Origin of the sequence: Moorena sp. SIO3I8, assembly GCF_010692325.1 — a bacterium.
In the GTDB taxonomy this organism is placed as follows: Bacteria; Cyanobacteriota; Cyanobacteriia; order Cyanobacteriales; family Coleofasciculaceae; genus Moorena.
Genome location: NZ_JAAHHW010000043.1, coordinates 16,390 through 38,359, shown reverse-complemented (window position 1 = coordinate 38,359; position 21,970 = coordinate 16,390). Strand labels below are relative to the sequence as shown.

Below are 21,970 nucleotides of genomic sequence, written 5' to 3'. Positions count from 1 at the left end.
CAAGCAGCATTCTTAGGCTTACTGGGTGTGGGCGAATGGGCTGTAGGTAAAAATACAGCGTTTTTCATAACTATAAGGTACACAGGATTTTTGTTCTGTTCCCAGATCCGCTGTTCCCAGATCCGCTGTTCCCTGTTCCCTGAATTGAAAACCGCTGTAATCGATCACAGCAATCCCCGATGATGAATGAAAACCAAAATAACTGCCCACGAACCCAAAGCAACTTTTACTGCAACCAGGATATTGAGTATGGGGATGACGGCAGCGCTGACAAGTGTCTGCAACTCCCCGTGGGGTAATTCTACTCCCGTCAACGTTATAACTGCCAGTACAATAAAAATCAGAACTGAAACCTTTTCCCACCTAGCAGCTTGCCAACGCTTGTAGACTGCCTGCATCCACTGGAATGATGAGGTAATGGCAACCAGACCGATTGCGGTTCCCCCCGCTACCCCAGCCGCAAAGCCACCTCCTGGACTCAGATGCCCCCGAATCGCCAGCTCGATACCTACCAACGCAGCAATCGTCGCTCCCAGACGGGCTAGAACAATCGATGGTTTATCGGTAAATTGATAGATCGTGCAGAACGGCTTTTCATCAGCCAGTAGAAATTTAGCTCCCATGATCGCGATCGTAAATACCACCACTTCAAAGATGGTGTCATAGAGCCGATTCCGGAAAATGATACCCGAAACCGCATTGGGCACCCCACTATCTTCTACAACGGATTCGACGATAGACAGATCTGATAAGTCTGCCGCCGGATTGGGCAAAACCATAAATTTGACGTACAGCGCTATCCCTGCTGCAATGTAAATCCATTTCATCTAATGATCTCCCCCTGCCTCTGGTACATTTAGATAAGTCAAGCTTGTCGCCGATAATGAAAGTTCACTTTGCATGATTTCATAGAGGCGTTGAACCCTGGTCTGGGTGTGATAAAGTAGGGTTTCATTCTCTTGCGCTACCTGGTCTTGCTCATCCTGTGGTGATGCCTTCTGGGTAGCTCCTAGAGCTAATCCCCTCTGGTCCGGCTCAAAGAACAATCCCTCATCTTGGGCACAGGTAGCATGGACTTCTTTTTCCAACAGCGCCCGTTGTAAGCTCTGCCTATCTGGGTAGCTTACCAGCTCAAGGCGCATATAGTGTTTGCTCAGGATTGTGCGTAAGTCATCCATCAGTTCCCCAAAATCCGGTTTGGTCTTGCCCTCTGGTAAAGACTCTCCATCTGCCTCAACTTCCCAGTCTTGGATCACTCCAAGACGCATGGTTAAGGATGAACGCACCGCAACCGCATAGAGGGTAATCGCTAGCATTGTACCCACCAACGCTTCGGTTAAAGCCACATCGGCTGCCCCAAACAGAGCATAGACCAAAGCCGCCACCGCTCCCAGTATGCCTCGGATCACCAGAGCATGGTATGGATTGACCTGAAATACCAGCATGCACGCGGACAAAGGCAGCAGAGCGGTTATGACATAGATATAGTTATCAGTCATTATCACCCCCACTACTGGAACAGTAAGCCAACACATATCCCAGCACTGTATTCCAGATCGCCAAGGAGATAATGGCGAGAATCAGCAGCGGCCATTCACTGGGTATCTTCAGCAGCAGCCCGACGATGATACTCATCGAGCCGAGGGTATCTGCCACTGAAAGACTATGCAGCTTGAATAATACTGATCGGTGACCGATCAGGGGAATGGTTCCCCAAAACCAGAAGACGATTCCGACACCTATGCAAGTGTAACTCAGTGCATTAATCATACATCACTCATTCGTTTAATTACGTGTGCCAGTAACATTAATCCAGCATTCCCCACACTCAGGATGATGACTCCGACAACACCAATCATCCAATCATCGCGCAAGACAGATACCATCAGGATCATGATGGATGTCTTGGTGGCAATACTCGCAAATGCCAACATTTTTTGCCAAATATCATCATCTTGCCAAGCCTCATAAATGGGGATGAGCAGAGCCAGAATCATGGCAATCAGGATCAGCGTCATCGTTGTTTCCTCCGTCTAACCCGGTGTACTTCGTACCTGCCATCTTGGTGGTATTTCAACACAATGGTTTTTGGTGTAAAGGTGATCAGGAATATATCTAGGAATATCAGCCCAGGGGTCCGTTGGGGTTTGACTCCTTCCATGATCACATCTTCGTGCTTATGGGGACGAAGCATGATTTCAAATGCCTCAATATATGCCTGGGGAATCGCTACTATCACTTCACCAAGCACCCGCAGCCAATCCTTTAAGGCTTCTGGGGTTTTGGGGCGTCCTGGTAATAAAAATGCGATCGCAATCCCAATGATGATATTTGGCAGACTTAGATTAGCAGTCAGCAAAAACCAGATAACCAGTCGTAAAATTAGATTTAGATGCCCAATCATGGTTGAAACACCATCCAGAATAGTAATACTAACATCAGACTCATCACCCCAATTAGATGATCAAATTCCTCAAGCACACGGGGCAGCTTGATTACAGATCGTTTGAAAATCAAAAAATATGCCAACCATCCCAGGCCAATAGTTACCAGAGGTTTAGTAATATTGGCAAAGTTATATGCCTGGTAGTACACACCATTGGCAGCAATCAGTCCACCGAGCAACAGTATCATCGCTAACCAAAAATCGAGCTTTACCTTCCCTTGGCTGCTATCCCCATGGGGCAGAAAGATGAATTTCGCAAAGGATATGGCTGTTCCTAGGGCTGCAACATTCATACCGATAACTTGCCAGGGCACTAGATTCTTCATGGTCAACACCTTCGCCCCAAAGCCGGACAACAAGGGAAAGCCGGAAATTGAGAAGCTAGCGATAGCCAGAGCAATCCAGATTTGGGTATTAATCGGCTGATGTTGCAGTTCCTTGAGGTTACGGCTGGGCAAAACACCAGCGATTAAAAAGAGTGCCCCTTTCACCAGGCCGTGAGTCAGGGCATAAAAGCCACCGACTTCAGGTGCGGCAAGGATAAAGCCTAACTGGGAAATTGTATGAAACGCCAGCATACGCTTAGTATCTTTTTCAAAGACGGCATAGCCTACTCCCAGAAGCGCTGTCCCCACTCCGAATATCCTGACGATGGGAGCAAGTTCCTCGATAATTAGAGCACAACGCAACAGTGGAAAGACTCCCGTTTTGACCACAGCTCCCGATAGCAATGCCGACACTGGGCTCTCAGATTCGGAGTGGGTCAAGGGTAACCACAATCCTGATACAAATATTCCCCCCTTGACTAACAATGCCACAAAGATCAGGGCAAGAGCTTCTGGAGGTGCTCCGCGCAACCCTTCAAAGGCAAAGGAATGATGTGCCTGATAGACTAAAACCGCGCCAACTAGATAAAACAGCATGGCTGTATTGCTGACAAAAAGATAGCGCAAGGCTACCCAAATTGATCGGTCGGTTCGGGGATAGGCAATCAACAGAAACGCAGCAATACTGATGACCTCTAATGCTACGTATAAACTGATGAAATCTGCACAGATAAATACGGCATTGACACTGCCATGTAAGATAATGGTCTGGGTATAAAAAAAAGCTGTTTTACCACTTTGCCAACAGTAAAGGATTACTGCTGCGGTTACTAGCCCATTGGTCAAGATAAAAAAGGCGCTTAATTGATCAACGAGTAATGTGACACCGAAACTATCCAGCAGCTGTAGGGTTAATGGCGATTTTGTGAGAAATAGCTGTGTCCCATATTCAACCGAAACCATGGCAACCCCTAGGGCTAGGTATCGGTCAAGTTTGGGGATCAGATAAATGCTGAATCCCACAAATAGCGGTAGGGCAATCCAGGCAATGGTAATGGTACTCATGGCGTATTATTCTTCTCGATCTCGTTGCTTTCCAGGGTGGGATTGTCCCGTGCCAGTTTCATAACACCTACTAGCATTAAGGCTTGAATCGAAAAGCCGATCACAATCGCTGTTAAGATCACTGCCTGGGGAACTGGATCTGCGTAAGCCCTATTTTCGACGTTTGAAAGAATGGGTGTGAATAAACCATCTCGGGATGCAACCAACACGTAATAGGCAATCACCCCCGTGCTCATGATATCCATAGAGATGATTTTCATAACCAGGTTCTTTTTAAGGATGATGCCGAAAAATCCGCACAATATTGTGGCAAATATGAATGCTTCTAACACGGGAATTGCCTATTGGGTAAGGGTTGGTGGTAATTATCTTTATACAATGATACTGTCGAACAGTGCTATAAAATATATAGCACGTTTTAATAGTGCTAGGAACGATTGACACTATTGATAAGTTCCAAGGTACACCATAGACTCATCCCACACCAAGGTTTTGGTTTGAGCTTGGGATTTGGAAAAACACGGGCAATAGCAAGTCAATAACCCCAACCTCAACGCAGTAGGTTGGGGCTTGGTAGACAACCAACTACCATGATTGACTAGACCATTTGAGCCGAATTTTGGGACGAACGCTTGGATACTTCCCCAGTCCAAGCCTCTTCAAAACTGTGTTGTCAGTTGCTGTTAGACAGGAAATCTTCAATTCGGTGGTCGTTCGCGTAGCGTGGCCTACGGCCAGGGGACGAGTTATTAACTCAAATACTTTTCTCGTGAGGTTTATCACCATGTTACGAGTTCCAGTTATTTCGCCTGATGGCAAACCATTGATGCCTACAAAAGCTTCTCGCGCTCGTCGTTGGCTTAATCAAGGTCTTGCTATCGTTTACCCAAATGATCTAAATGTTTTTGCTGTTCAGTTAGTTAATCAACCATCTAGTTATCAGACTCAGGATATCGCTATTGGTATTGACCCCGGAAAATCTTTTTCTGGTATCGCTGTTCAGTCAAATAAAGCCACTCTTTGGACAGGGCATTTAGTGTTGCCGTACAAAAAAGTCCGCGTAGGCATGGATACTAGGCGAATGATGCGTTCGCGTAGCGTCGGCTTCGCCGAAAGAACTCGCAGAAGTCGTCGAATAAATCGCAAGATTCCTTATTCTCAAAGGTCTCATAGACAAAAGCGATTCTCGAACAGGAGGAACAAAAAGGTTCCCCCTTCGATTCGGGCAAACCGTCAACTAGAAAATCGGGTAGTAAGAGAACTTAGTCTTTTGTACCCAGTAAGTGCCATTGTTTGCGAAATAGTCAAGGCTAATGGCAACAAAGGTTTTTCTCCTGTGATGGTAGGACAATACTGGGCAATATCTCAGTTAGAAAAAATAGCCCCAGTGACTCAGAAACAAGGCTGGGAGACAGCCTTGAAGAGAGAAGCGCTAGGGCTGATCAAAGACAAAATAGACAAAAGTCGGCAAACAGTTAATACTCATGCAGTAGATGGGATTGCGTTAGCTGCTACTCATTTTTACCGACGCAAAAATTATTATCACCGCAATGGAAAATTGAGTGTCCCCAAAAACTGTGAAGTAACTAACGCTGTGTTTTCCGTAATTAGACGTGCCCCCATAAGTCGCCGTCAGTTACACCTATTGCAGTTTTCTAAAGGTGCAAAACGTCGCAAATACGGAGGAACAACCACTAGTCATGGTTTTCGCAAAGGAGACTACGTTGAAGCGGTCAAAGCCGGGAAAGCCTACCGAGGTTGGGTAAGCGGTGAGACAGCAAGACAAGTTTCCGTCAGCGATATCAATTGGAAAAGAATCGGACAATTTACCGCCCGAAAAGTCCGACTTTTAAAACGTTCGACCGGCTTAATTGTAAACCACTAATTGGAGGCGCGGCTTTCCTCCCCACCAAAAGAGAAGGATGGGGTATCCAGCCGCGAAGAATTGATGACAGAATCCACTCATGGCAAATCAATGGTTAACCTCAGCCCTGAGGATGCCAGCGATACAGTTGGGGGCTTGGCAACTAGTGAAGGTGTGCCGCCGAAGGATGTCTACACTTGGGATCGGGATGCATTAGCCGTGAATCTTTTGGATTTATCAGTACCATTTGAATTGGTTGGGCGGCAAGCACAATTCCAGCGCATCACTCATGTTTTAGCCCGTGATGGCAACGTGTTGATTGTGGGAGTGCCCGGAAGCGGACGGCGGACTTTGGTAAGGCGGGCGGCACGGGAAGTTGGAGTTAAAATCCTGGAGGTTGACTGCATCCGGGTTACGGATGGTCAGCGCTTCGTGCAACTGCTGTGGGAGAGCATAAACCAGACCTTTCCAATGGCAACAGTTCAAGCTCTAATGGCAGATTGGATTGAAGGTCAGGCAGCGGAATTATTTGTCCTGAAGGATGAAGGCAGTGGCACAGAGGGACTTAAACCGGTTCGGATTCAGAGCAAAGAGCTGCAACGGAAAGCATTTGAAGCATTACTCGATCTGCTGCAAAGGTTAGCTGAATCTGAGGGGGAACGGGTAGTGTTGATTTTGGAAAGTTTCCCCCACATCCGCTCTTGGGATCGTCATGGGGTGTGGGAAAAATTTTTGCGGAAACAGATCGAAGGTCAGACTCAGGTAAGTTATGTGCTAGTGGCAACGATCGCAGAAACCAGCATTTATCCCCATGAACCAGGGAATAATTTGGAAATCGTGCAGCTGGCTCCTTTAGCTGATGATGTGGTTGCGGCTTGGGTAACTGAAGTTTTGCATACCCAACGGCTGACCTTCGATCCGCGATCGCAAGCACTGGAAATCTTTGTCAATGCGGTGCAAGGACACTTCGGTGATGCGTCGGCACTGGTGCGACGCCTCAAGTCGGTACGAGTTTCTGATGGGCTAATTCGTGATGGCCATGTTCAGCAGGCCATCCAAGAACTGCTAGCGGACTTATCCATGGTCTTCGAGTCATTACTGATGCTGCTTCCAGCTAATCAAGCCCATCTTTTAGAATCCCTGGCCCTAGACCCTACCGACAAGCCACAAAGTCGAGATTATATTCAAAAGCATTACCTATCAAGAGGGGGTTCTCTCCAAGGAGCGATCGCTGGGTTGCAGCACAAAGGTTTAATTTATGGCTCCGAGCAAGGCTACCGACTGGCTTTACCTTTGTTTGCTTTGTGGCTTTGCAAGCGCTTGAGTTGATATAGCTTTTGTATCTCGGTTGTGAAGATACTTGCGCTGGGCAAGAGGCAAGAGGCAAAAGGCAAGAGGCAAGAGGGGTTCGAGATCCTAAGTTTTATTGTCCAATCAAAAAAACCATACAGGTTTACATCGCTATCTCAAGCTCAACAGATGCACCTCAAGTAGCGTGACCTACGGTCAATCGCGTAGCGTGACCTACGGTCAATCGCGTAGCGTGGCCTACGGTCAATCGCATTTTTATTCTGTGTTATGCCTACTACTTTTTTGCTAAACTCTGGGTATTGTCTATGATGCCCAATGGCAGAAGCTTTATCCTTTTTGACTTGCCTGAGCTAATACACGCACACTTCAAGCCATGAACTCCCTAGATGCAATCACCCTCAAAGCCTTCTTGGTCGCCCTAACTCAGCTAGAGGATTCACTCTCAGCGGAACTTCAGGGTGAGTTAAATGCCCTTGGGAAGGAGTTTCCCTCCGGTGTTTCACATCTTCATGTTTTGGCTAAGGGTTTGGCTCCTTTGGAACAGGCTGACAAGGTGGCAAATCCTGCTAGTATTCAAGATAATTCTGAATTCGAGGCAGCAATGGAAGCTTTCGCGATAACTCGCAAAAACTATCGCAATGCTTTTCGGGAATTAGCTCATTGAAAGAGCCTCGCTGGGTGCCAGAGCAAGCAGTAATAGCTATCCATGACGAGTTAATAGTAGAGCATGGCGGATGTTTTGGATTAAGAGACCCGAATTTACTTTCAAGTAGTTTAGCTAGACCTAAACATTTATTTGCCTACAGTGATAGTGCTAGTCTGTTTGATATCGCAGCAGCCTACGCTTTTGGTTTGGCAAAAAATCATCCTTTCGTCGATGGTAACAAGCGAATTGCTCTTGCTGTCATCGACGTTTTTTTACGTCTAAACGGATATGAGTTAGTGGCGGCAGAAGAAGAAGCCGTTATCAAGATTAATAATTTAGTAGAAGGAATAGAAAATCAAGAGTCTATAGCTACTTGGATTGCAGCCAACTCCCAGGAATTATAAGTAATAATAATAATATTTTTTGATTTTGATTACTAAACCGATGCTCTAGCGCCTTTGCTGTGTCCATTGAGGGGAGAATGGGTACAAGCTTAAATTAGTACGCTGTACAAAACATGAACAGTGAAGGTGTACCACCGCAAGATGTCTACACTTGGGATTGGGATGCAAAAGCCCGTGAATCTTTTGGATTTATCAGCGCTATTTGAATTGGTTGCGCCGCAAGTACAATTCCAGTCTTTGCTTTGTGGCTTTGCCAGCGCCTGATTTGATATCAAATTCAGTAGATGCACCTCAAGTAGCGTGACCTACGGTCAATCGCGTAGCGTGGCCTACGGCCAATCGCATTTTGATTCTGTGTTATGTTTACTACTTTTTTGCTAGACTCTGGGTATTATCTATGATGCCCGAATGTTATGGTCTCTGTTGATCAAGTAATGAAAGAAGCTTTATCTTTGCCCAGTGCATGGAGAGCATTGTTGGCAGAGAAGCTGGTTGAAAGTCTTGAGTTTGATGTAGACGATAACCTACAAACACTTTGGGTAGGTGAAGCTAAGAAGCGTCGAGATGAAATCCGAAGTGGTATGGTTCAGCCTATTCCTGGAGAGGAAGGGTTAGCTAGGGTGAGGCGACTTCTGGAGCCATGAAATATGTCTTTCACCCAGCAGCCTTGACTGAATATGGTGAAGCAGTCGAGTTTTACGCAGAACGTAGAGTTGAATTGGCACAGGCATTTATCAATGTAGTTGAGGATGCAATTTTCCGAATTGTTGCGTCACCAACGAGTTGGGCTGTTCTTGATGAAGATATTCGTCGATGTCTGACACGTAAATTTCCCTACGGGATTTTATACACTATTGAGGAAGATTACATTCTAATTGTGGCGGTGATGCACTGTAGTCGTGAGCCAGGATATTGGAAAGAGCGTGTCAAGGAGAAACCATCAGATGCATAAAATGATCTGAGGTTTGGTACGTCATTCGGACAACTAAGCCGTTATAGCACTAAGGTTATAAGTTACGGCGGTTTGCATAACTATATTTGTCAGATATTTGTCAGATACAATGAAAGCAAAACCTACACCTGAAGTGAGCATGACTCCAGTATCCGATCACCAAAATTGCGAAGCCGCCATTATTCGTACAGAACGGGGACTGACAATAGCAGGTACGCGCATTACAATTTATGATATCATGGGTCATCTTGAGGCCGGATGGACACCCAAATTAATGGGAAACTGGCTGTCTATAACTGATGAGCAACTTGATGCAGCCCTATCCTACATTGATACCCACCGTAGGGAAGTAGAAGCGGAGTATCAAACCGTTTTGAAGATAGCTCAAGAGATTCGAGACTATTGGGAAGAAAAAAATCGGGAGCGTTTTGAGCAGATTGCTAAAAAACCTCCCTTACCTGGACAAGAAGCGGTTCGCGCTAAATTAAAAGCCTGGAAAATCAAGCGTCAATTTTCTCGATGAAATTCCCTCGATAGTCCCTTCAAAACTATCCCAAATTTCCTCCGGACAGGTGGCATCGCCTCAGCACGGGCAAATGCCTGTTTGATTATCTGTGAAGCTTTCTCTATTTCTTCAGCAGTAGGTGGGGCTATTTCTTCCCCCTCCCAGTCTACTATCAATAAATCGTTGGGACTACAGTGAAAGAAAGCACAGAGTTGAGCGAGGGTAGTGAAAGCGTTCGCTCTTAGCGGAAGCTGAGGCCGTAGGCCACGCTTTGCGAACGCTTCATCGCATTCGCTTCTCCATTTTCTAGTTCCCTTAATTGTTGCCGATCGATTCCCGTAGATTCAGAAATTTCTTCGTAACTGATATTTCCGGAATTAGCTCTTAATTGTGCTAGTTTAGTTGTGACTTTCATGGTGCAAACTTACCTAGTAGTTTCTCTTTTATGAAATTAGGCAAAAATTATAATAAAATTCCCGCGCCCCCGCCCCACACTTCCCTTCTTTTTTACAAAAATAGCACTACGCATTTAGATGTTTGACATTGTCTTGATGCAAAGCGCGAGTGGTTTGAATTTACCGTAAGATAGGGTCGCCTTATTAAAAAATATTTAACCCTTTTCTGCATAACCTGCTAACTATAAAGGCTCCACTATCTAAGGTTTTGTCTCCGGGGAAACCCCCTGTTCCCTTGCTGCATCGCTCCTAAACTCCGAAACATAGTCCTAGCTTACTTTTGACTTCTGACTTCTGACTTCTAACTTCTGACTTGCGCGTAGCGCTATATCAGATGCACCCTACTGTTGCCTGTTCCCTATTCCCTGTTCCCTTTGCTATAGGCAGATGACGATGGAAATTACTAAAGAACCCTTCTGGAGATACTCGTTCTTTCCAAATCCGGCGACACTCATACTGTAAATCTACAAATTCCCGGGATGATAGATTGTCATGGAACTCAGCAATTTTCTCGCCAATTAAATGAAGTTCATTCTCCTTTATCCAAACACAGTATTTCTTCCAATCAATGTCAAAGTCGTAGGGAAGCACACAATCGGTATCTACAAGAACTGGAATTCTGCCACAGCACAATGCTTCATAGAAGCGAAAGGAATTGTTTCCTGATCCACGGCAACAGAAGATATAGTCACTGTCTATTAAGTTATACACAAATTCCAGCCGATGCTTTTGCTTCAACTTGAAATCCGGTTGATTTAAGAAAACTGGGCTTTCTCTAATCAAAAAGTTTGTGATTATGTTAGGGTCTTTGCCTAAGATATCTAGGGCTCGACGTCTTAACACATGTCCCCAATTATAGGGAGGGATACTAGTTTTCGAGTTCAAGACATTCTTTTTGACTCTAGAGCAGAAAACGTTTAAATTGGTTTTGGTATTTGGTTTGACGGCATATCCACAGAAACCAACTACAGGTTTTAAGCGTTTTTGGCGGATATTGATTTTGTTGTCAAGATAGTTTTCAACAAAGTCTTCGCTCCAGTGAGGTAGGGTAAAATCGGTGTTTTTTCTCAGGGAGCGATAGAGGGAGTGACGGAATACAAAATCACTTTCAATCGGTAAGTTAAGATGGGAAGAAGCCCCACCAAAAAAGCTGATTAAGGGCTTGCCTGCTAATTTAACGTTTTCTGCTAATTGTCTGGCTTTATCTTCCAATTCAGAATTCCATAGTGCCCAATTAACTGGTACAATAGCAATATCTGCTTCCTCCAGAGACGACATCTTAAATAGAGACTTTCCAATCTCTACATAGTGGTCAAAACAACTACTAATGGGATCCTCAGGATTTTCTGGAGGTTTGCCCCAAAAGGGATATAGAATTGCCTCATAGGTCATGCCCTCTGGGAGATAGTTCTGGTCACAGAAAATTTTCAACGTCATAATTTTAGGCTCTAGGGAACAGGGAATAGGGAACAGGGAAAAAATCCTGTGTACCTCAGGTGCGACCCGTGGTGAATTTAATTCGCCAAGGTCAAGCTCACCTAATAGCTAAAAAACCCCTCTAACACTTTAGACGTCATTAAATCACACTTTTAGGCTATATCCATGCCTTTTTGCCAAATTATTTAGTCTTGAAAGTTCTTAGGGAATACGGAGCTTCGCAGCAGAAATATGTCTTAACCGTTACTTCAACTGCCATACCAAAAAATTTGCCTGCCTATCACAGGCTGGAAGCCTGTTCCACATTGGAAAAAGGGCATAGGGTTACTGAGTCCACTCCTGGGCACACACCACACGAAAACCAATATTGCCGACGAGGTGCCTCAAGCCCGGATTAAAGACGCCGCGAGACCCAGAACGGCAGTTTTTAGGCAAGGTGTAGCAGGAACCACCCCGCCACAGCCGATATTTATTATCATTTTCATTATTACTATCCGGTTCATCTTGCCAGGCAGTGCCATCTGTCGGTGCATCTTCATAGTTATCATGCCAATGGTCTGCACACCACTCCCAAACATTCCCATGCATATCGTAGAGTCCAAAGTCATTGGCTACCCCAAAACTCCCCACTGGGGTGGTTTCTCTACGATAAATCCCTGATGGCCCATTACCATAAGACCCTTTCCAACGACCCTTTTGATCATCTGTTCCATTGTAATTAGCAAACTCTGTAGTAATCGTCTCGCCAAAATGAAACGGAGTACTTGTTCCGGCTCTACAGGCATACTCCCACTCGGCTTCACTGGGCAAGCGATAAGGGCGTTTGGTATACTCAGACAGCCGCGCACAAAACTCCACCGCATCATACCAAGAGACTCCCTCAACAGGTCGGTCTTCCCCTTTAAAATGGGATGGATCGGGTTCAAGTTCTCTGTTGACTTGGGTTAGGGCAGCGACCGCTTGCCATTGGGCTTGGGTCACTGGGTATTTGCCTATAAAGAAGGATTTAACGGTGACTTGATGCTGGGGACTTTCACTATCTGTATGCCCCTCTTCTGTTTCTGGGGAACCCATGAGGAAAGTACCACCGGGGATGGCAACCATGTCCAAGGTGATACCATTTCCCAAGTCTTCAGCAAAGTACTGAATTTGTCGCCGATGGCGTTTTATATTAAGTTTTGATTGCTGTTGTTCTTTACTTGTTTGTGCCATCACTATTGTTTTGTTTAACTGATGTAGAACTGGCATCTTGTGTAGAACTGGCATCTTGTGTAGAACTGGCATCTTGTGTAGAACTGGCATCTTGTGTAGAACTGGCATCTTGTGTAGAACTGGCATCTTGCCAGTGATATATGATTAATTGTGGAACTGGCATCTTGCCAGTGATATATGATTAATTGTGGAACTGGCATCTTGCCAGTGATATATGATTAATTGTGGAACTGGCATCTTGCCAGTGATATATGATTAATTGTGGAACTGGCATCTTGCCAGTGATATATGATTAATTGTGGAACTGGCATCTTGCCAGTGACCAAGATGATTACATCTTGCCAGTGACTAAGATTATTGTTTGATGGAGATTGATACAGGCTGGAAGCCTGTTCCACCACACAGTTCTTGACACAGGCTGGAAGCCTGTTCCACCAATTGACACAGGCTGGAAGCCTGTTCCACCAATTGATACAGGCTGGAAGCCTGTTCCACACACACAGTTCTTGATACAGGCTGGAAGCCTGTTCCACACACACAGTTCTTGATACAGGCTGGAAGCCTGTTCCACACACACAGTTCTTGACACAGGCTGGAAGCCTGTTCCACCACACACACAGTTCTTGACACAGGCTGGAAGCCTGTTCCACCACACACACAGTTCTTGATACAGGCTGGAAGCCTGTTCCACCACACACACAGTTCTTGACACAGGCTGGAAGCCTGTTCCACCACACACACAGTTCTTGACACAGGCTGGAAGCCTGTTCCACCACACACACAGTTCTTGACACAGGCTGGAAGCCTGTTCCACCATAGATTATTTTACAGAAGACTTCTCTACACTATCCATTTGCCAGAAGAAAGGATATCTTTCAGCAATCTCAGATAAATTAGCTTTTACAGGATTTTCTCTGATATAGTTCCATGTCTCTAAAAATTCTCTTTCATCTCGCATAATGCGATCATATCGCTCGTCTTGCCAAACAATACCGATATGATTCATTACTTTAGCAACTTGTTTAGAACTATAGCTTTTAATGCTGTGGATAATACTACCTAAGGTCCAATATTTCTGATCTGATTTTGGTAAAGGCTGCATTAACCAATGCACATGATCTGGCATAATTACAACAGCATAGGTTTTGTACCTTTGGTTATTGAAGAATAAACAGGAATCTAGAACTACCTGTCTGGCTTCTGGGGTCAACTCTAGCTTTTGCCAAGTACTAAAAGTCACAAAGTAAATTGCTCCTGCTAATTCCCAGTGAGGAAGATTTCTTTTGCTAATTTTAATATTTGGAGACTTTCTGAAACTGGTATAACTGGTATAATTCATTGAACGATAATCTTGCCAGTCATAATCATTAATATTCGGTTGAGACAGCCTGGAAGCCTTTGCCCCAGAGGATAGAGGGTTGGGGGTAGTCATTAGTTACATTTCTACAGAGTATGTTACTGCCAGCATCTTGCTAGTTATAATCATTAATGTTGCCTTAAGACAGCCTCGAAGCCTGTTCCCGCTGATTGGTGCTTCATAAGCTCGGTTGGGTTTGGTTAAGTTCTCTTCACATATCCATTGTCGAACTGGCATCTTGCCAGTGATATATGATTAATTGTGGAACTGGCATCTTGCCAGTGGTTCTACAAGTGGAACTGGCATCTTGCCAGTGGTTCTACAAGTGGAACTGGCATCTTGCCAGTGGTTCTACAAGTGGAACTGGCATCTTGCCAGTGGTTCTACAAGTGGAACTGGCATCTTGCCAGTGGTTCTACAAGTGGAACTGGCATCTTGCCAGTGATTCTACAAGTGGAACTGGCATCTTGCCAGTGATTAATGATTAATTGTGGAACTGGCATCTTGCCAGTGGTCCTACAAGTGGAACTGGCATCTTGCCAGTGATTCTACAAGTGGAACTGGCATCTTGCCAGTGATTAATGATTAATTGTGGAACTGGCATCTTGCCAGTGGTCCTACAATTGTAACTGACATCTTGCCAGTGATTCTACAATTGTAACTGGCATCTTGCCAGTGATTAATGATTAATTGTGGAACTGGCAAGATGCCAGTAATATATGATTAACTGTGGAACTGGCAAGATGCCAGTGGTTCTACAAGTGGAACTGGCATCTTGCCGCGTGATATATGATTAACTGTGGAACTGGCATCTTGCCAGTGACAATATTATTAGTTGATTGAGATTGATACAGGCAGCCTATTCCAGCAACAGGCTAGAAGCCTGTTCCACAAGAAGAAAAAACACAGGGCAAAGGGCAAAAGGCCAAAAGGGTCAAGGGTTACGGAGTCTACGCACACCCACACACCACACGAAAACCAATATTGAGGCCGTAGCGCCCGATGACCCGATCAGAGTTGCCGCGAGACCCAGAACGGCAGAATACAGGGACGTTGTCCCAACAACCGCCCCGCAACAAGCGCCGCTTATTATCATTGTCATTAGCATTATCATGCTCATCTTGCCACACACTGCCATTTGTCGGCGCACCTTTATAGTTTGAGTGCCAATGGTCTAAACACCACTCCCACACATTCCCATGCATATCGTAGACTCCAAAGTCATTGGCTACACCAAAACTCCCCACTGGGGTTGTTTTCTGAGCAGATTTGCCTTTAGAACCAGAGCCATAAGTATAGTTGCCATCATAGTTAGCAAACTCTGTAGTAATCGTCTCTCCAAAATGAAACGGAGTAGTTGTACCTGCTCGACAAGCATACTCCCACTCGGCTTCACTGGGCAAGCGATAAGGGCGTTTGGTATACTCAGACAGCCGCGCACAAAACTCCACCGCATCATACCAAGAGACTCTCTCTACAGGTCGGTCATCCCCTTTAAAATAGGATGGATTGGGTTTAAGTTCTCTGTTGACTTGGGTTAGGGCAGCGACGGCTTGCCATTGGGCTTGGGTAACTGGGTATTTACCCATAAAGAAGGATTTAACGGTGACTTGATGCTGGGGACTTTCACTGTCACTATGCCCCTCTTCTGTTTCTGGGGAACCCATGATAAAGCTCCCTTCACGAATGCCAACCATCTCTAGCTCAACTCCATTCCCTAAGTCTTCGGTAAAACCATAAGCTTGTTGCTGATGACGCTTGATGACTAGTTCTGTTCTTGATGAGCCTGTTTGTTTCAACTCAATAGTTGCCACTTCAAAATCAAAAGGTTCTAGCTCAATCTCTGGGAATATCTCTGTTTCTGCTCCCAGCCCAATGATTACCACCTCACATTCAAAGGTTTGCATGGGTGGAAAACCTTCAAGCTGAGTGACTTGATTAAGGCTAAGGTTTACCCCATGAACACCATAGGATTGACTAGCATCAGGGGGAATTTTACCGTTGAGCCAGATTCCGAGGGATTCAGCAAATGTCATTAAGGAGTCATATTGACTCAACTGGGGTCTAAATTCTTGAATTAAACGCTGTAATCGGGCTAATTCTGCCTGTCCATTTTTTCCTCGGTTAACCAATCCTTGTAGGGCTTTAGCAATCTCTTCTTCTGCTTGAGTGCGATGTTGATCTAAATACACCATGGCTGCCCATTGTTGTGCCTGGAATTCTCCCTGTCGGCTAGGGGGATGGGTTCCCATTAAATAAGTCACGTAATCCATCAGCAATTGGGCAACGGATTTGAGGCGATTTGTACCAAATTTGTGCTGAAATTCTTCTGTTTCAAATTGTGCCAATAAATGAGACCGTACTGCCGGAGTCATGGCATATAATTCATAACCAACTGGACGGCACAACTCCGACAACAGTAAATCCGCTTCTGCTATCCAAGGCACTTCCTCGTTGAGTAAAAATTGCACTCGGATATAGTTGACCAATTCCGGAGTCAAGACCAAGGGCAAAGCGCAATGACAAGCTAGATAGCGATAGTTGGGTTCAAACCTGGCCACAAACCGTTCAACTTGTTGCTTGGCTATTTCTTCGGTTAATTGGTCAGATGAGGAAGTTGTCATAGATCTTAACGAATCTGTGCGATCGCTTGATTTAACCCATGAGGATCCAGGGGGTACATTGGTACTAAATGAGCGATAAATTGGGCAGTGCTTCCCTGCCAGCGTTCAGAGGGAACGGGATTCAACCAGGCTATTAACTTGGTATGCTGTCTAATGTGCCACAAAACTTCAGCGGTTGCTGAAAATCTTTCGAAACGGCGATCGCCACGAGCTGCTCCCCCATCGCTGACAATTAAAACACTGGTATCCCCATCGGACTCTGCCAAAATCGACTCAAACAGTACCTTTTCGGTTAGATAAGGGTCTTTATAAACATACTCTGCGGGAACGTTGTGGAAATAGCCCACTCGCACCCGATGGATATTACTTTCGTCTTGGGCGGTTTCGACTAAATCTCGCGTAAAGCGGTGAAAGGGAGTCATCGAGCCTTCCTGATCTAGCAACAAGAGCAAATCAGCGTGATTTTGCTCCCTTCGGCTGTATTTGGGCTTTAAAAAAAATCCCTGTTCGCAGACGTTGGCAATTGTCCCTTCCACATCCAGAACATCCTCTCTACCATCTGCCACCATCCGCCGTAAATAACGCCAGCTATAAACCATATACCTGCGAGAAATGGGATAATACCCTTGGAAATCCCGGTCTTCTGTGTGTTCTAATAAATTGATTGATGATTTGACCGGCAGTAAGGATAATTCAGGAACTGGAGTCGGAGAGTCTACCATCGATGGAACTTGTTCCCCAGGGGAAACAGGAGGAGGATTCTTAGGGGAGGACGATGATTCGGGGGATTCTGAGGGAATTTCCCTAGGTTTTGCCTTCTCTTGGCTTTCTTCTGCGCTAATGGAACGAAAAATGACGTCTAAATGGTCTTGTTGGGCTAGGGAATGACACCAAAGCGATCGCAGGAGTTTTTTGAGAGCATTGGCATCCTGCACTCCCCAGCCGCCTTCAATAGCTTGTAAGGCAGCTAAATATTCATTAATTCCCAAAGCAAACCCATCCCGGCGCAACCGGTAAAACAGGCGAGTTAACAGAGGGTGGGGATTAAAGTTACTCATACCAATTTCATAAGACAGTGTAACACGTAGAAGATCCCCCTAAATCCCCCTTAACAAGGGGGACTTTAAGTCGAGTTCCCCCCTTTTTCAAGGGGGACTTTAAGTCGAGTTCCCCCCTTTTTCAAGGGGGACTTTAAGTCGAGTTCCCCCCTTTTTCAAGGGGGACTTTAAGTCGAGTTCCCCCCTTTTTCAAGGGGGACTTTAAGTCGAGTTCCCCCCTTTTTCAAGGGGGACTTTAAGTCGAGTTCCCCCCTTTTTCAAGGGGGACTTTAAGTCCAGTTCCCCCCTTTTTCAAGGGGGATTTTAACTCCAGTTCTCCTTAACAAGGGGGACTTTAAGTCCAGTTCTCCTTAACAAGAGGGACTTTAAGTCCAGTTCTCCTTAACAAGGGGGATTTTAACTCCAGTTCTCCTTAACAAGGGGGATTTTAACTCCAGTTCTCCTTAACAAGAGGGACTTTAACTCCAGTTCCCCCCTTTTTCAAGGGGGGCTAGGGGGGATCTGATCTGTAGCCTCATTAAAGGAAATTGGTATCATGAACCTGCATAATTGGGATTTTGCCAATCTTGCCGCAATTTAAAGACTAAATCTCGATAGGGAATTGTATTGTCTTGCTGGAGTTTAGTCACAGCATAGGGTTCCGATTTAAAGTGATGTAAGGCAGCCAGCCAATCCAGAAACTCACTGGTCCCCGGAGGTTTAAAAAGACTTTTATCCTCTCGTATCTTTAAAAATTTAGCGATCGCAGTCGTCACTAAATCAGATTTGGGCATTGCCATGGTCTCTGGTTTCTGTTTCTGTTGATAGTGAACCTTGACAATTTTCTCTAACTCTTCCGGTTGACTAGGGAAACGCACATAGTGATATAAACAGCGGCGTAAGAAGGGAGAGGGGAGACTGCCTTTTTCTTTATTACTGGTAATAATGATAATTGGCAATTGCTCTTGATTAGCCTCTATCGTTTCTCCTGTTTCCCGAATAAAAAATTTCCAAGGTTTATCCAATATCGACAGTAAATCATTGGGGAAATCTACATCAGCCTTGTCAATTTCATCAATTAGCAACACTGCCGGATAGTCGTGGGATTTAAAGGCTTTTCCCAGGGGACCTAGTTCACGGTAATCTTTTGGTTCTTGAGGATTTCTCGGTTGTCCAGTTTTCGGATTAATAGACGGGGTTAAGTTTTGGGTTTGGACATCATGCAAGCGCAAAATCGCATCGTATTCATATAATCCCTCTTGGACTTTCGTGGTTGAGCGAATATCCCAGCGATAAAAGGGCAACCCTAATTCATAAGCCACTGCTACTGCTAATCTGGTTTTACCACATCCCGCTTCTCCTTCAATTAACAGGGGTCTTTGGAGGAAAATTGCCAAATTTACGGCTTCAATTAATTCGCTGTCTGCAATATAGGGTTCTAATTCTGTGGGAGAATCTGGATGACATTGTTTAGGTCGATGTTTTGGATTGCCCTGGAAGATGTATTTAGGAGGATTCATTAACTATTCCTTTACTAATTTAGCTAAATATTGTTCTAATTTTGAGCAAACTGTACTAGGAATACCACGATTAGATGATTTATAAATTGTTCTGGCTATTTTTTTGCTTTTTGGTTTAGATAATCCATAGACTTGTTGAAGCCAATGATCAATATCACTTTCTTTCCATTTACTCAAAGGCAATTTGATTATTTTTAAACTATCAAAATCGTTGTAATTACAACAATAACTCAGCTTTTGATAAGATTCAGGGATGATTGAACTTATAGAACAAAACAACAAAAACTTAACCCAAGAGTAATCCTGGGAAATATCTTGATGTTTTTGGTTCAAAGACTTCCAAAAATACTCAATAAACCAAGATAAAAGTCTATCATCATTTTCAGTAAGAGAATCCCAATTGGTAAAATCAAAAAAAACAATGCTTCCTCCCTGTACACTGTCACCGATCTTCTCAATAATTTTATGGATGTATTGTTGATCATTGGGATGAGGTTCAATTGGCTTAAAATAATCCGCGATCGCATTTAGCAAACTTCGCTCATCGGAAATATCAGGTCTTAAGAAGGGGTCTATAGGACAATACTTAAGTTTACCATAACTTTTGCTACTAAGATAGTATTGAATTTCTGCAACACATAAATCTCCTCGCATCAAGGAGGTATTGTCAAGTAAAAATAAAGCCAAGCCTCCTTGTTCACCTAAACAATTGTCTAGAATATAATTGACGATTTTTTTTTGGTTATGGAAGTTAATTTTAGATATTTTATTAGAAATAGTATGTTGTGGATTAGGACTAGCGGAGGAATCGCTCTTAGTTTTTAATAAATTGAGTTTATTCTCGAACTTTTTGAGTTGTTCAGAGTAGTACTGAAACTTTCTATCTAAATTTTCCAGCTGATCCAGCTCTGAAGTGAAACTCATCTCTTTTATGACATCTTCAATGCGTTGATTCCATAGATTACAAATTTTTTGTAGATTTTCGATTTCTGTGCTAGTTGTCATTTTTGAAATTTTTATCTAAAAACCCCCAAGCTCTCTGTCAATTTCTTCTATTTTTTCAAAATAGAAAGTTATTTTTTGTTCCAAATTTCGAGATTTATCTAAATCTGACGTAAACCCCATTTGCTTTCTGACCGCTTCGACGTTTTCTTCCAACTCTCTCTTTCGTTGTTCGAGAAACTTTTTCTTAGCAGGTAACAAACCTGGCTTAACTGGCTTTTCTATTTCCTGAGTTCGGATCACAATTGACTCCAAATCTGACCAAGCTTTGACTAAAATCTGTGTCGGAATCATAAACGCGACTTTTGCCTCTCGCTTGCGGTCTGCCGCAACTACCATCCCCACCACTCCCTGTAACTCTTCATTCCAAACCGGAGAACCACTAAATCCTGCTTCAATCCCGTATCCAGTTACCTTAGTATCTTCCAGTTGAAACCATTGTTTAGCATTTTGCTCCGATCATACCCCAGTTGCCCAAACTCCAAACGAAACTTTCCTAGGACAGCCAAATACTTTAAATCGATTATTTGCAAGGTTTTCTGATAATATCACCCGAGTCGGGTGAGCAGACGCAGGAAGGTGATCAAGCTTCAAAACCGCAATATCTTCTATCGCTTCTTCGGAATCTTGTAAAGGAGATACAGGATGCCAGCAAACCACCCTCGCCGAAAATTTATCTGTCGAATTAAGTAACGGAAAATCAACGTTTATTTCTCCCTCAGGGCAGCTCGGTGTCGTCCTATCAATTAATAATGCCTCTGCTACGACATGAGCACAGGTTAACGCATAGTGTTCCGATACCAGAAAGCCAATACCAACTACTTGGTCTTGATTAAAGAGCCGAATAATTGACGTCTTATGGGCATTAAAATCCATTTACTTAATCCTCTACTTGGCCTGATTCTTATTACTGCTCCATTTTAAGGTAATTTCATAGCTCACTTCGCCACCAACAGAGGCAAACACGGCTCCCGCATCTGCTGTCAATTTCAAACCAAATTTTACTTCCACTTCATCAGCAGGTTGGTTGAGGTCGCGCAATTTAGTGATCACCGCAGAAGCAACCGGTTTGATTTGATCTAGGGCTTCTTCAAAGGTCTGCCGTGCCTTTATGACTTGTTTTCCCGATCCCAGGCTGACTCGCTCAATACCACGGCTTTCTGGTTCTTCCACTTCTACCAAAAATGTAGTTCCATCCGCTAGGGAAAATTGCGCTAATTGTTTTTCTGCCATAGTTTGTGTCTTTTTACTTCCATTCAGCAACCCCAGACATTGTTGATCAGCTAGTAATTGTCCTGATCACCCAGGCTGCGATCGCAAGACTAATCCCCACAGCAACTACCAAAACTACAGCCAACCCTGACAACAGTAAGATCAGAAACAACCAATCGGATTTTTGTGGTGTTGATGATGATACATTTAGTTCTTTCTCTAACAGCTCAACATTTTTGACATTTGCCTTCCACGCCGCATCCACCAAATCCCCTAAGACCGGTATAGAACCACTAACTGTCTCAAGAAGGATATTTAGCACCATCTCCACCAAGGTAGATCGAGACACTCCCAGTCGTGCTGCTTCTACCACAATATATGATGAAATGATAGTTGCCACAAAGTCGCCCCCCCCTGGTAACAGACCGATGATGGGATCTAAACCAATCCGATAACGTGTTCCTGGGATAGGAATAGCATTATCCAGTAGGTAGCTTACCCGACGTACACGCCTTAAGGTCGATGTTTTGCGATCATTCCTCATGGGGTTTAATAGGTTGAAGGTTGTTTGGTTGAATGTTGAAGGTTGTTTGGT

General features: G+C 44.4%; 31 protein-coding genes. 9 read left to right on the top strand and 22 right to left on the bottom strand.

Annotated features, from left to right (window positions below):
- Window positions 1-164: 164 nt before the first annotated feature.
- The 8 genes from F6K51_RS17800 to F6K51_RS17765 all read right to left on the bottom strand — a co-directional run bounded on the left by F6K51_RS17800 (window position 165) and on the right by F6K51_RS17765 (window position 4,623).
- On the bottom strand, window positions 165-827 hold the full coding sequence (locus F6K51_RS17800) for a Na(+)/H(+) antiporter subunit B (RefSeq protein WP_293022296.1): 663 nt from the start codon (window positions 825-827) through the stop codon (window positions 165-167).
- Complete coding sequence (locus F6K51_RS17795) at window positions 828-1,499, bottom strand: DUF4040 domain-containing protein (protein WP_293022294.1); 672 nt, start codon at window positions 1,497-1,499, stop codon at window positions 828-830. It lies immediately after the preceding gene.
- On the bottom strand, window positions 1,492-1,770 hold the full coding sequence (locus F6K51_RS17790) for a monovalent cation/H(+) antiporter subunit G (RefSeq protein ID WP_293022292.1): 279 nt from the start codon (window positions 1,768-1,770) through the stop codon (window positions 1,492-1,494). Before F6K51_RS17790 ends, F6K51_RS17795 begins: the two co-directional genes overlap by 8 nt.
- The gene (locus F6K51_RS17785) at window positions 1,767-2,018 is read right to left on the bottom strand and encodes a hypothetical protein (protein WP_293022291.1); all 252 of its coding nucleotides are present in this window, start codon (window positions 2,016-2,018) and stop codon (window positions 1,767-1,769) included. Before F6K51_RS17785 ends, F6K51_RS17790 begins: the two co-directional genes overlap by 4 nt.
- Window positions 2,015-2,404, bottom strand: coding sequence for a Na+/H+ antiporter subunit E (locus F6K51_RS17780; protein ID WP_075900856.1), 390 nt, complete (start codon window positions 2,402-2,404; stop codon window positions 2,015-2,017). Before F6K51_RS17780 ends, F6K51_RS17785 begins: the two co-directional genes overlap by 4 nt.
- Window positions 2,401-3,837, bottom strand: coding sequence for a cation:proton antiporter (locus F6K51_RS17775; RefSeq protein ID WP_293022288.1), 1,437 nt, complete (start codon window positions 3,835-3,837; stop codon window positions 2,401-2,403). The genes F6K51_RS17780 and F6K51_RS17775 overlap by 4 nt, the downstream gene beginning before the upstream one ends.
- The gene (locus tag F6K51_RS17770; RefSeq protein WP_070391112.1) at window positions 3,834-4,169 is read right to left on the bottom strand and encodes a cation:proton antiporter subunit C; all 336 of its coding nucleotides are present in this window, start codon (window positions 4,167-4,169) and stop codon (window positions 3,834-3,836) included. Before F6K51_RS17770 ends, F6K51_RS17775 begins: the two co-directional genes overlap by 4 nt.
- Window positions 4,170-4,422: 253 nt before the next feature.
- Window positions 4,423-4,623: a hypothetical protein gene (locus F6K51_RS17765; protein WP_293022286.1), complete on the bottom strand. Its 201-nt coding sequence runs from the start codon at window positions 4,621-4,623 to the stop codon at window positions 4,423-4,425.
- On the opposite strand from F6K51_RS17765, the gene F6K51_RS17760 reads away from it, so the two are divergent.
- The 7 genes from F6K51_RS17760 (at window position 4,622) to F6K51_RS17730 (ending at window position 9,537) form a co-directional block, all read left to right on the top strand.
- A complete protein-coding gene (locus F6K51_RS17760) occupies window positions 4,622-5,722 on the top strand; it encodes an RRXRR domain-containing protein (RefSeq protein ID WP_293022284.1) in 1,101 nt (366 codons plus the stop codon). The two genes, F6K51_RS17765 and F6K51_RS17760, sit on opposite strands and share 2 nt — an antisense overlap.
- A 63-nt stretch (window positions 5,723-5,785) precedes the next feature.
- Window positions 5,786-7,030: an ATP-binding protein gene (locus F6K51_RS17755; RefSeq protein ID WP_293022282.1), complete on the top strand. Its 1,245-nt coding sequence runs from the start codon at window positions 5,786-5,788 to the stop codon at window positions 7,028-7,030.
- A gap of 355 nt (window positions 7,031-7,385) precedes the next feature.
- The gene (locus F6K51_RS17750; RefSeq protein ID WP_293022280.1) at window positions 7,386-7,676 is read left to right on the top strand and encodes a hypothetical protein; all 291 of its coding nucleotides are present in this window, start codon (window positions 7,386-7,388) and stop codon (window positions 7,674-7,676) included.
- Complete coding sequence (locus tag F6K51_RS17745) at window positions 7,673-8,062, top strand: type II toxin-antitoxin system death-on-curing family toxin (RefSeq protein ID WP_293022277.1); 390 nt, start codon at window positions 7,673-7,675, stop codon at window positions 8,060-8,062. Before F6K51_RS17750 ends, F6K51_RS17745 begins: the two co-directional genes overlap by 4 nt.
- A gap of 434 nt (window positions 8,063-8,496) precedes the next feature.
- The gene (locus tag F6K51_RS17740) at window positions 8,497-8,706 is read left to right on the top strand and encodes an addiction module protein (RefSeq protein ID WP_293022275.1); all 210 of its coding nucleotides are present in this window, start codon (window positions 8,497-8,499) and stop codon (window positions 8,704-8,706) included.
- On the top strand, window positions 8,703-9,014 hold the full coding sequence (locus F6K51_RS17735) for a type II toxin-antitoxin system RelE/ParE family toxin (RefSeq protein WP_293022272.1): 312 nt from the start codon (window positions 8,703-8,705) through the stop codon (window positions 9,012-9,014). Before F6K51_RS17740 ends, F6K51_RS17735 begins: the two co-directional genes overlap by 4 nt.
- A 139-nt stretch (window positions 9,015-9,153) precedes the next feature.
- Complete coding sequence (locus tag F6K51_RS17730; protein WP_293022269.1) at window positions 9,154-9,537, top strand: DUF433 domain-containing protein; 384 nt, start codon at window positions 9,154-9,156, stop codon at window positions 9,535-9,537.
- On the opposite strand, the gene F6K51_RS17725 is transcribed toward F6K51_RS17730, so the two are convergent.
- From F6K51_RS17725 to F6K51_RS17710, 4 genes are all read right to left on the bottom strand, one after another.
- Entirely contained in the window at window positions 9,522-9,695 is a 174-nt protein-coding gene (locus tag F6K51_RS17725; RefSeq protein WP_293022266.1) for a hypothetical protein, read from the bottom strand. The two genes, F6K51_RS17730 and F6K51_RS17725, sit on opposite strands and share 16 nt — an antisense overlap.
- Window positions 9,696-9,760: 65 nt before the next feature.
- Complete coding sequence (locus F6K51_RS17720; RefSeq protein ID WP_293022263.1) at window positions 9,761-9,934, bottom strand: helix-turn-helix transcriptional regulator; 174 nt, start codon at window positions 9,932-9,934, stop codon at window positions 9,761-9,763.
- 370 nt (window positions 9,935-10,304) lie between these two features.
- Complete coding sequence (locus F6K51_RS17715; RefSeq protein ID WP_293022261.1) at window positions 10,305-11,411, bottom strand: exostosin; 1,107 nt, start codon at window positions 11,409-11,411, stop codon at window positions 10,305-10,307.
- Between the two features lie 324 nt (window positions 11,412-11,735).
- Window positions 11,736-12,623, bottom strand: a complete 888-nt coding sequence (locus F6K51_RS17710) for a formylglycine-generating enzyme family protein (protein WP_293022260.1) — start codon at window positions 12,621-12,623, stop codon at window positions 11,736-11,738.
- Window positions 12,624-12,628: 5 nt separating this feature from the next.
- Here F6K51_RS17710 and F6K51_RS17705 point away from each other — a divergent pair, with 5 nt between their 5' ends.
- Complete coding sequence (locus F6K51_RS17705; RefSeq protein WP_293022259.1) at window positions 12,629-12,760, top strand: hypothetical protein; 132 nt, start codon at window positions 12,629-12,631, stop codon at window positions 12,758-12,760.
- Window positions 12,761-12,841: 81 nt separating this feature from the next.
- Here the strand turns inward: F6K51_RS17705 and F6K51_RS17700 are convergent, their stop codons facing one another.
- Together F6K51_RS17700 and F6K51_RS17695 are read right to left on the bottom strand one after the other, a co-directional pair.
- Window positions 12,842-13,417 (bottom strand): hypothetical protein, encoded by a 576-nt coding sequence (locus F6K51_RS17700; protein ID WP_293022257.1) that lies wholly within the window; start codon window positions 13,415-13,417, stop codon window positions 12,842-12,844.
- A gap of 26 nt (window positions 13,418-13,443) precedes the next feature.
- Window positions 13,444-14,055, bottom strand: coding sequence for a transposase (locus tag F6K51_RS17695; protein ID WP_229415184.1), 612 nt, complete (start codon window positions 14,053-14,055; stop codon window positions 13,444-13,446).
- Window positions 14,056-14,231: 176 nt separating this feature from the next.
- Here F6K51_RS17695 and F6K51_RS17690 point away from each other — a divergent pair, with 176 nt between their 5' ends.
- On the top strand, window positions 14,232-14,468 hold the full coding sequence (locus F6K51_RS17690) for a hypothetical protein (RefSeq protein WP_293022255.1): 237 nt from the start codon (window positions 14,232-14,234) through the stop codon (window positions 14,466-14,468).
- Window positions 14,469-14,930: 462 nt separating this feature from the next.
- Here the strand turns inward: F6K51_RS17690 and F6K51_RS17685 are convergent, their stop codons facing one another.
- The 8 genes from F6K51_RS17685 to F6K51_RS17650 all read right to left on the bottom strand — a co-directional run bounded on the left by F6K51_RS17685 (window position 14,931) and on the right by F6K51_RS17650 (window position 21,919).
- Window positions 14,931-16,604, bottom strand: coding sequence for a formylglycine-generating enzyme family protein (locus F6K51_RS17685; protein ID WP_293022253.1), 1,674 nt, complete (start codon window positions 16,602-16,604; stop codon window positions 14,931-14,933).
- A gap of 5 nt (window positions 16,605-16,609) precedes the next feature.
- Window positions 16,610-17,662, bottom strand: a complete 1,053-nt coding sequence (locus tag F6K51_RS17680; protein ID WP_293022252.1) for a VWA containing CoxE family protein — start codon at window positions 17,660-17,662, stop codon at window positions 16,610-16,612.
- Between the two features lie 533 nt (window positions 17,663-18,195).
- Window positions 18,196-19,161 carry a MoxR family ATPase gene (locus F6K51_RS17675; protein WP_293022251.1) on the bottom strand — a complete coding sequence of 322 codons (966 nt, stop codon included), beginning with the start codon at window positions 19,159-19,161 and terminating at the stop codon, window positions 18,196-18,198.
- Window positions 19,162-19,164: 3 nt separating this feature from the next.
- The gene (locus F6K51_RS17670; RefSeq protein ID WP_293022250.1) at window positions 19,165-20,166 is read right to left on the bottom strand and encodes a hypothetical protein; all 1,002 of its coding nucleotides are present in this window, start codon (window positions 20,164-20,166) and stop codon (window positions 19,165-19,167) included.
- A 15-nt stretch (window positions 20,167-20,181) separates the two neighbouring features.
- Entirely contained in the window at window positions 20,182-20,502 is a 321-nt protein-coding gene (locus F6K51_RS17665; RefSeq protein ID WP_293022317.1) for a hypothetical protein, read from the bottom strand.
- A gap of 120 nt (window positions 20,503-20,622) precedes the next feature.
- Entirely contained in the window at window positions 20,623-21,039 is a 417-nt protein-coding gene (locus F6K51_RS17660; RefSeq protein ID WP_293022249.1) for a trypsin-like peptidase domain-containing protein, read from the bottom strand.
- A 12-nt stretch (window positions 21,040-21,051) separates the two neighbouring features.
- Entirely contained in the window at window positions 21,052-21,396 is a 345-nt protein-coding gene (locus F6K51_RS17655) for a CU044_2847 family protein (RefSeq protein ID WP_293022248.1), read from the bottom strand.
- A gap of 46 nt (window positions 21,397-21,442) precedes the next feature.
- Window positions 21,443-21,919: a DUF4112 domain-containing protein gene (locus F6K51_RS17650; RefSeq protein WP_293022247.1), complete on the bottom strand. Its 477-nt coding sequence runs from the start codon at window positions 21,917-21,919 to the stop codon at window positions 21,443-21,445.
- Window positions 21,920-21,970: the final 51 nt, after the last annotated feature.

What these genes read in the sequence shown, in the direction of transcription:
- F6K51_RS17750 (WP_293022280.1), top strand. Translation starts at nt 7,386, where the DNA reads ATGAACTCCCTAGATGCAATCACCCTCAAAGCCTTCTTGGTCGCCCTA.
- F6K51_RS17675 (WP_293022251.1), bottom strand. Translation starts at nt 19,161, where the DNA reads ATGAATCCTCCTAAATACATCTTCCAGGGCAATCCAAAACATCGACCT.
- F6K51_RS17800 (WP_293022296.1), bottom strand. Translation starts at nt 827, where the DNA reads ATGAAATGGATTTACATTGCAGCAGGGATAGCGCTGTACGTCAAATTT.
- F6K51_RS17710 (WP_293022260.1), bottom strand. Translation starts at nt 12,623, where the DNA reads ATGGCACAAACAAGTAAAGAACAACAGCAATCAAAACTTAATATAAAA.
- F6K51_RS17775 (WP_293022288.1), bottom strand. Translation starts at nt 3,837, where the DNA reads ATGAGTACCATTACCATTGCCTGGATTGCCCTACCGCTATTTGTGGGA.
- F6K51_RS17760 (WP_293022284.1), top strand. Translation starts at nt 4,622, where the DNA reads ATGTTACGAGTTCCAGTTATTTCGCCTGATGGCAAACCATTGATGCCT.
- F6K51_RS17715 (WP_293022261.1), bottom strand. Translation starts at nt 11,411, where the DNA reads ATGACGTTGAAAATTTTCTGTGACCAGAACTATCTCCCAGAGGGCATG.
- F6K51_RS17685 (WP_293022253.1), bottom strand. Translation starts at nt 16,604, where the DNA reads ATGACAACTTCCTCATCTGACCAATTAACCGAAGAAATAGCCAAGCAA.
- F6K51_RS17735 (WP_293022272.1), top strand. Translation starts at nt 8,703, where the DNA reads ATGAAATATGTCTTTCACCCAGCAGCCTTGACTGAATATGGTGAAGCA.
- F6K51_RS17795 (WP_293022294.1), bottom strand. Translation starts at nt 1,499, where the DNA reads ATGACTGATAACTATATCTATGTCATAACCGCTCTGCTGCCTTTGTCC.
- F6K51_RS17690 (WP_293022255.1), top strand. Translation starts at nt 14,232, where the DNA reads ATGATTAATTGTGGAACTGGCATCTTGCCAGTGGTTCTACAAGTGGAA.
- F6K51_RS17720 (WP_293022263.1), bottom strand. Translation starts at nt 9,934, where the DNA reads ATGAAAGTCACAACTAAACTAGCACAATTAAGAGCTAATTCCGGAAAT.
- F6K51_RS17660 (WP_293022249.1), bottom strand. Translation starts at nt 21,039, where the DNA reads ATGGATTTTAATGCCCATAAGACGTCAATTATTCGGCTCTTTAATCAA.
- F6K51_RS17740 (WP_293022275.1), top strand. Translation starts at nt 8,497, where the DNA reads ATGAAAGAAGCTTTATCTTTGCCCAGTGCATGGAGAGCATTGTTGGCA.
- F6K51_RS17785 (WP_293022291.1), bottom strand. Translation starts at nt 2,018, where the DNA reads ATGACGCTGATCCTGATTGCCATGATTCTGGCTCTGCTCATCCCCATT.
- F6K51_RS17765 (WP_293022286.1), bottom strand. Translation starts at nt 4,623, where the DNA reads ATGGTGATAAACCTCACGAGAAAAGTATTTGAGTTAATAACTCGTCCC.
- F6K51_RS17665 (WP_293022317.1), bottom strand. Translation starts at nt 20,502, where the DNA reads ATGGTAGTTGCGGCAGACCGCAAGCGAGAGGCAAAAGTCGCGTTTATG.
- F6K51_RS17730 (WP_293022269.1), top strand. Translation starts at nt 9,154, where the DNA reads ATGACTCCAGTATCCGATCACCAAAATTGCGAAGCCGCCATTATTCGT.
- F6K51_RS17790 (WP_293022292.1), bottom strand. Translation starts at nt 1,770, where the DNA reads ATGATTAATGCACTGAGTTACACTTGCATAGGTGTCGGAATCGTCTTC.
- F6K51_RS17680 (WP_293022252.1), bottom strand. Translation starts at nt 17,662, where the DNA reads ATGAGTAACTTTAATCCCCACCCTCTGTTAACTCGCCTGTTTTACCGG.
- F6K51_RS17670 (WP_293022250.1), bottom strand. Translation starts at nt 20,166, where the DNA reads ATGACAACTAGCACAGAAATCGAAAATCTACAAAAAATTTGTAATCTA.
- F6K51_RS17695 (WP_229415184.1), bottom strand. Translation starts at nt 14,055, where the DNA reads ATGACTACCCCCAACCCTCTATCCTCTGGGGCAAAGGCTTCCAGGCTG.
- F6K51_RS17780 (WP_075900856.1), bottom strand. Translation starts at nt 2,404, where the DNA reads ATGATTGGGCATCTAAATCTAATTTTACGACTGGTTATCTGGTTTTTG.
- F6K51_RS17755 (WP_293022282.1), top strand. Translation starts at nt 5,786, where the DNA reads ATGACAGAATCCACTCATGGCAAATCAATGGTTAACCTCAGCCCTGAG.
- F6K51_RS17655 (WP_293022248.1), bottom strand. Translation starts at nt 21,396, where the DNA reads ATGGCAGAAAAACAATTAGCGCAATTTTCCCTAGCGGATGGAACTACA.
- F6K51_RS17650 (WP_293022247.1), bottom strand. Translation starts at nt 21,919, where the DNA reads ATGAGGAATGATCGCAAAACATCGACCTTAAGGCGTGTACGTCGGGTA.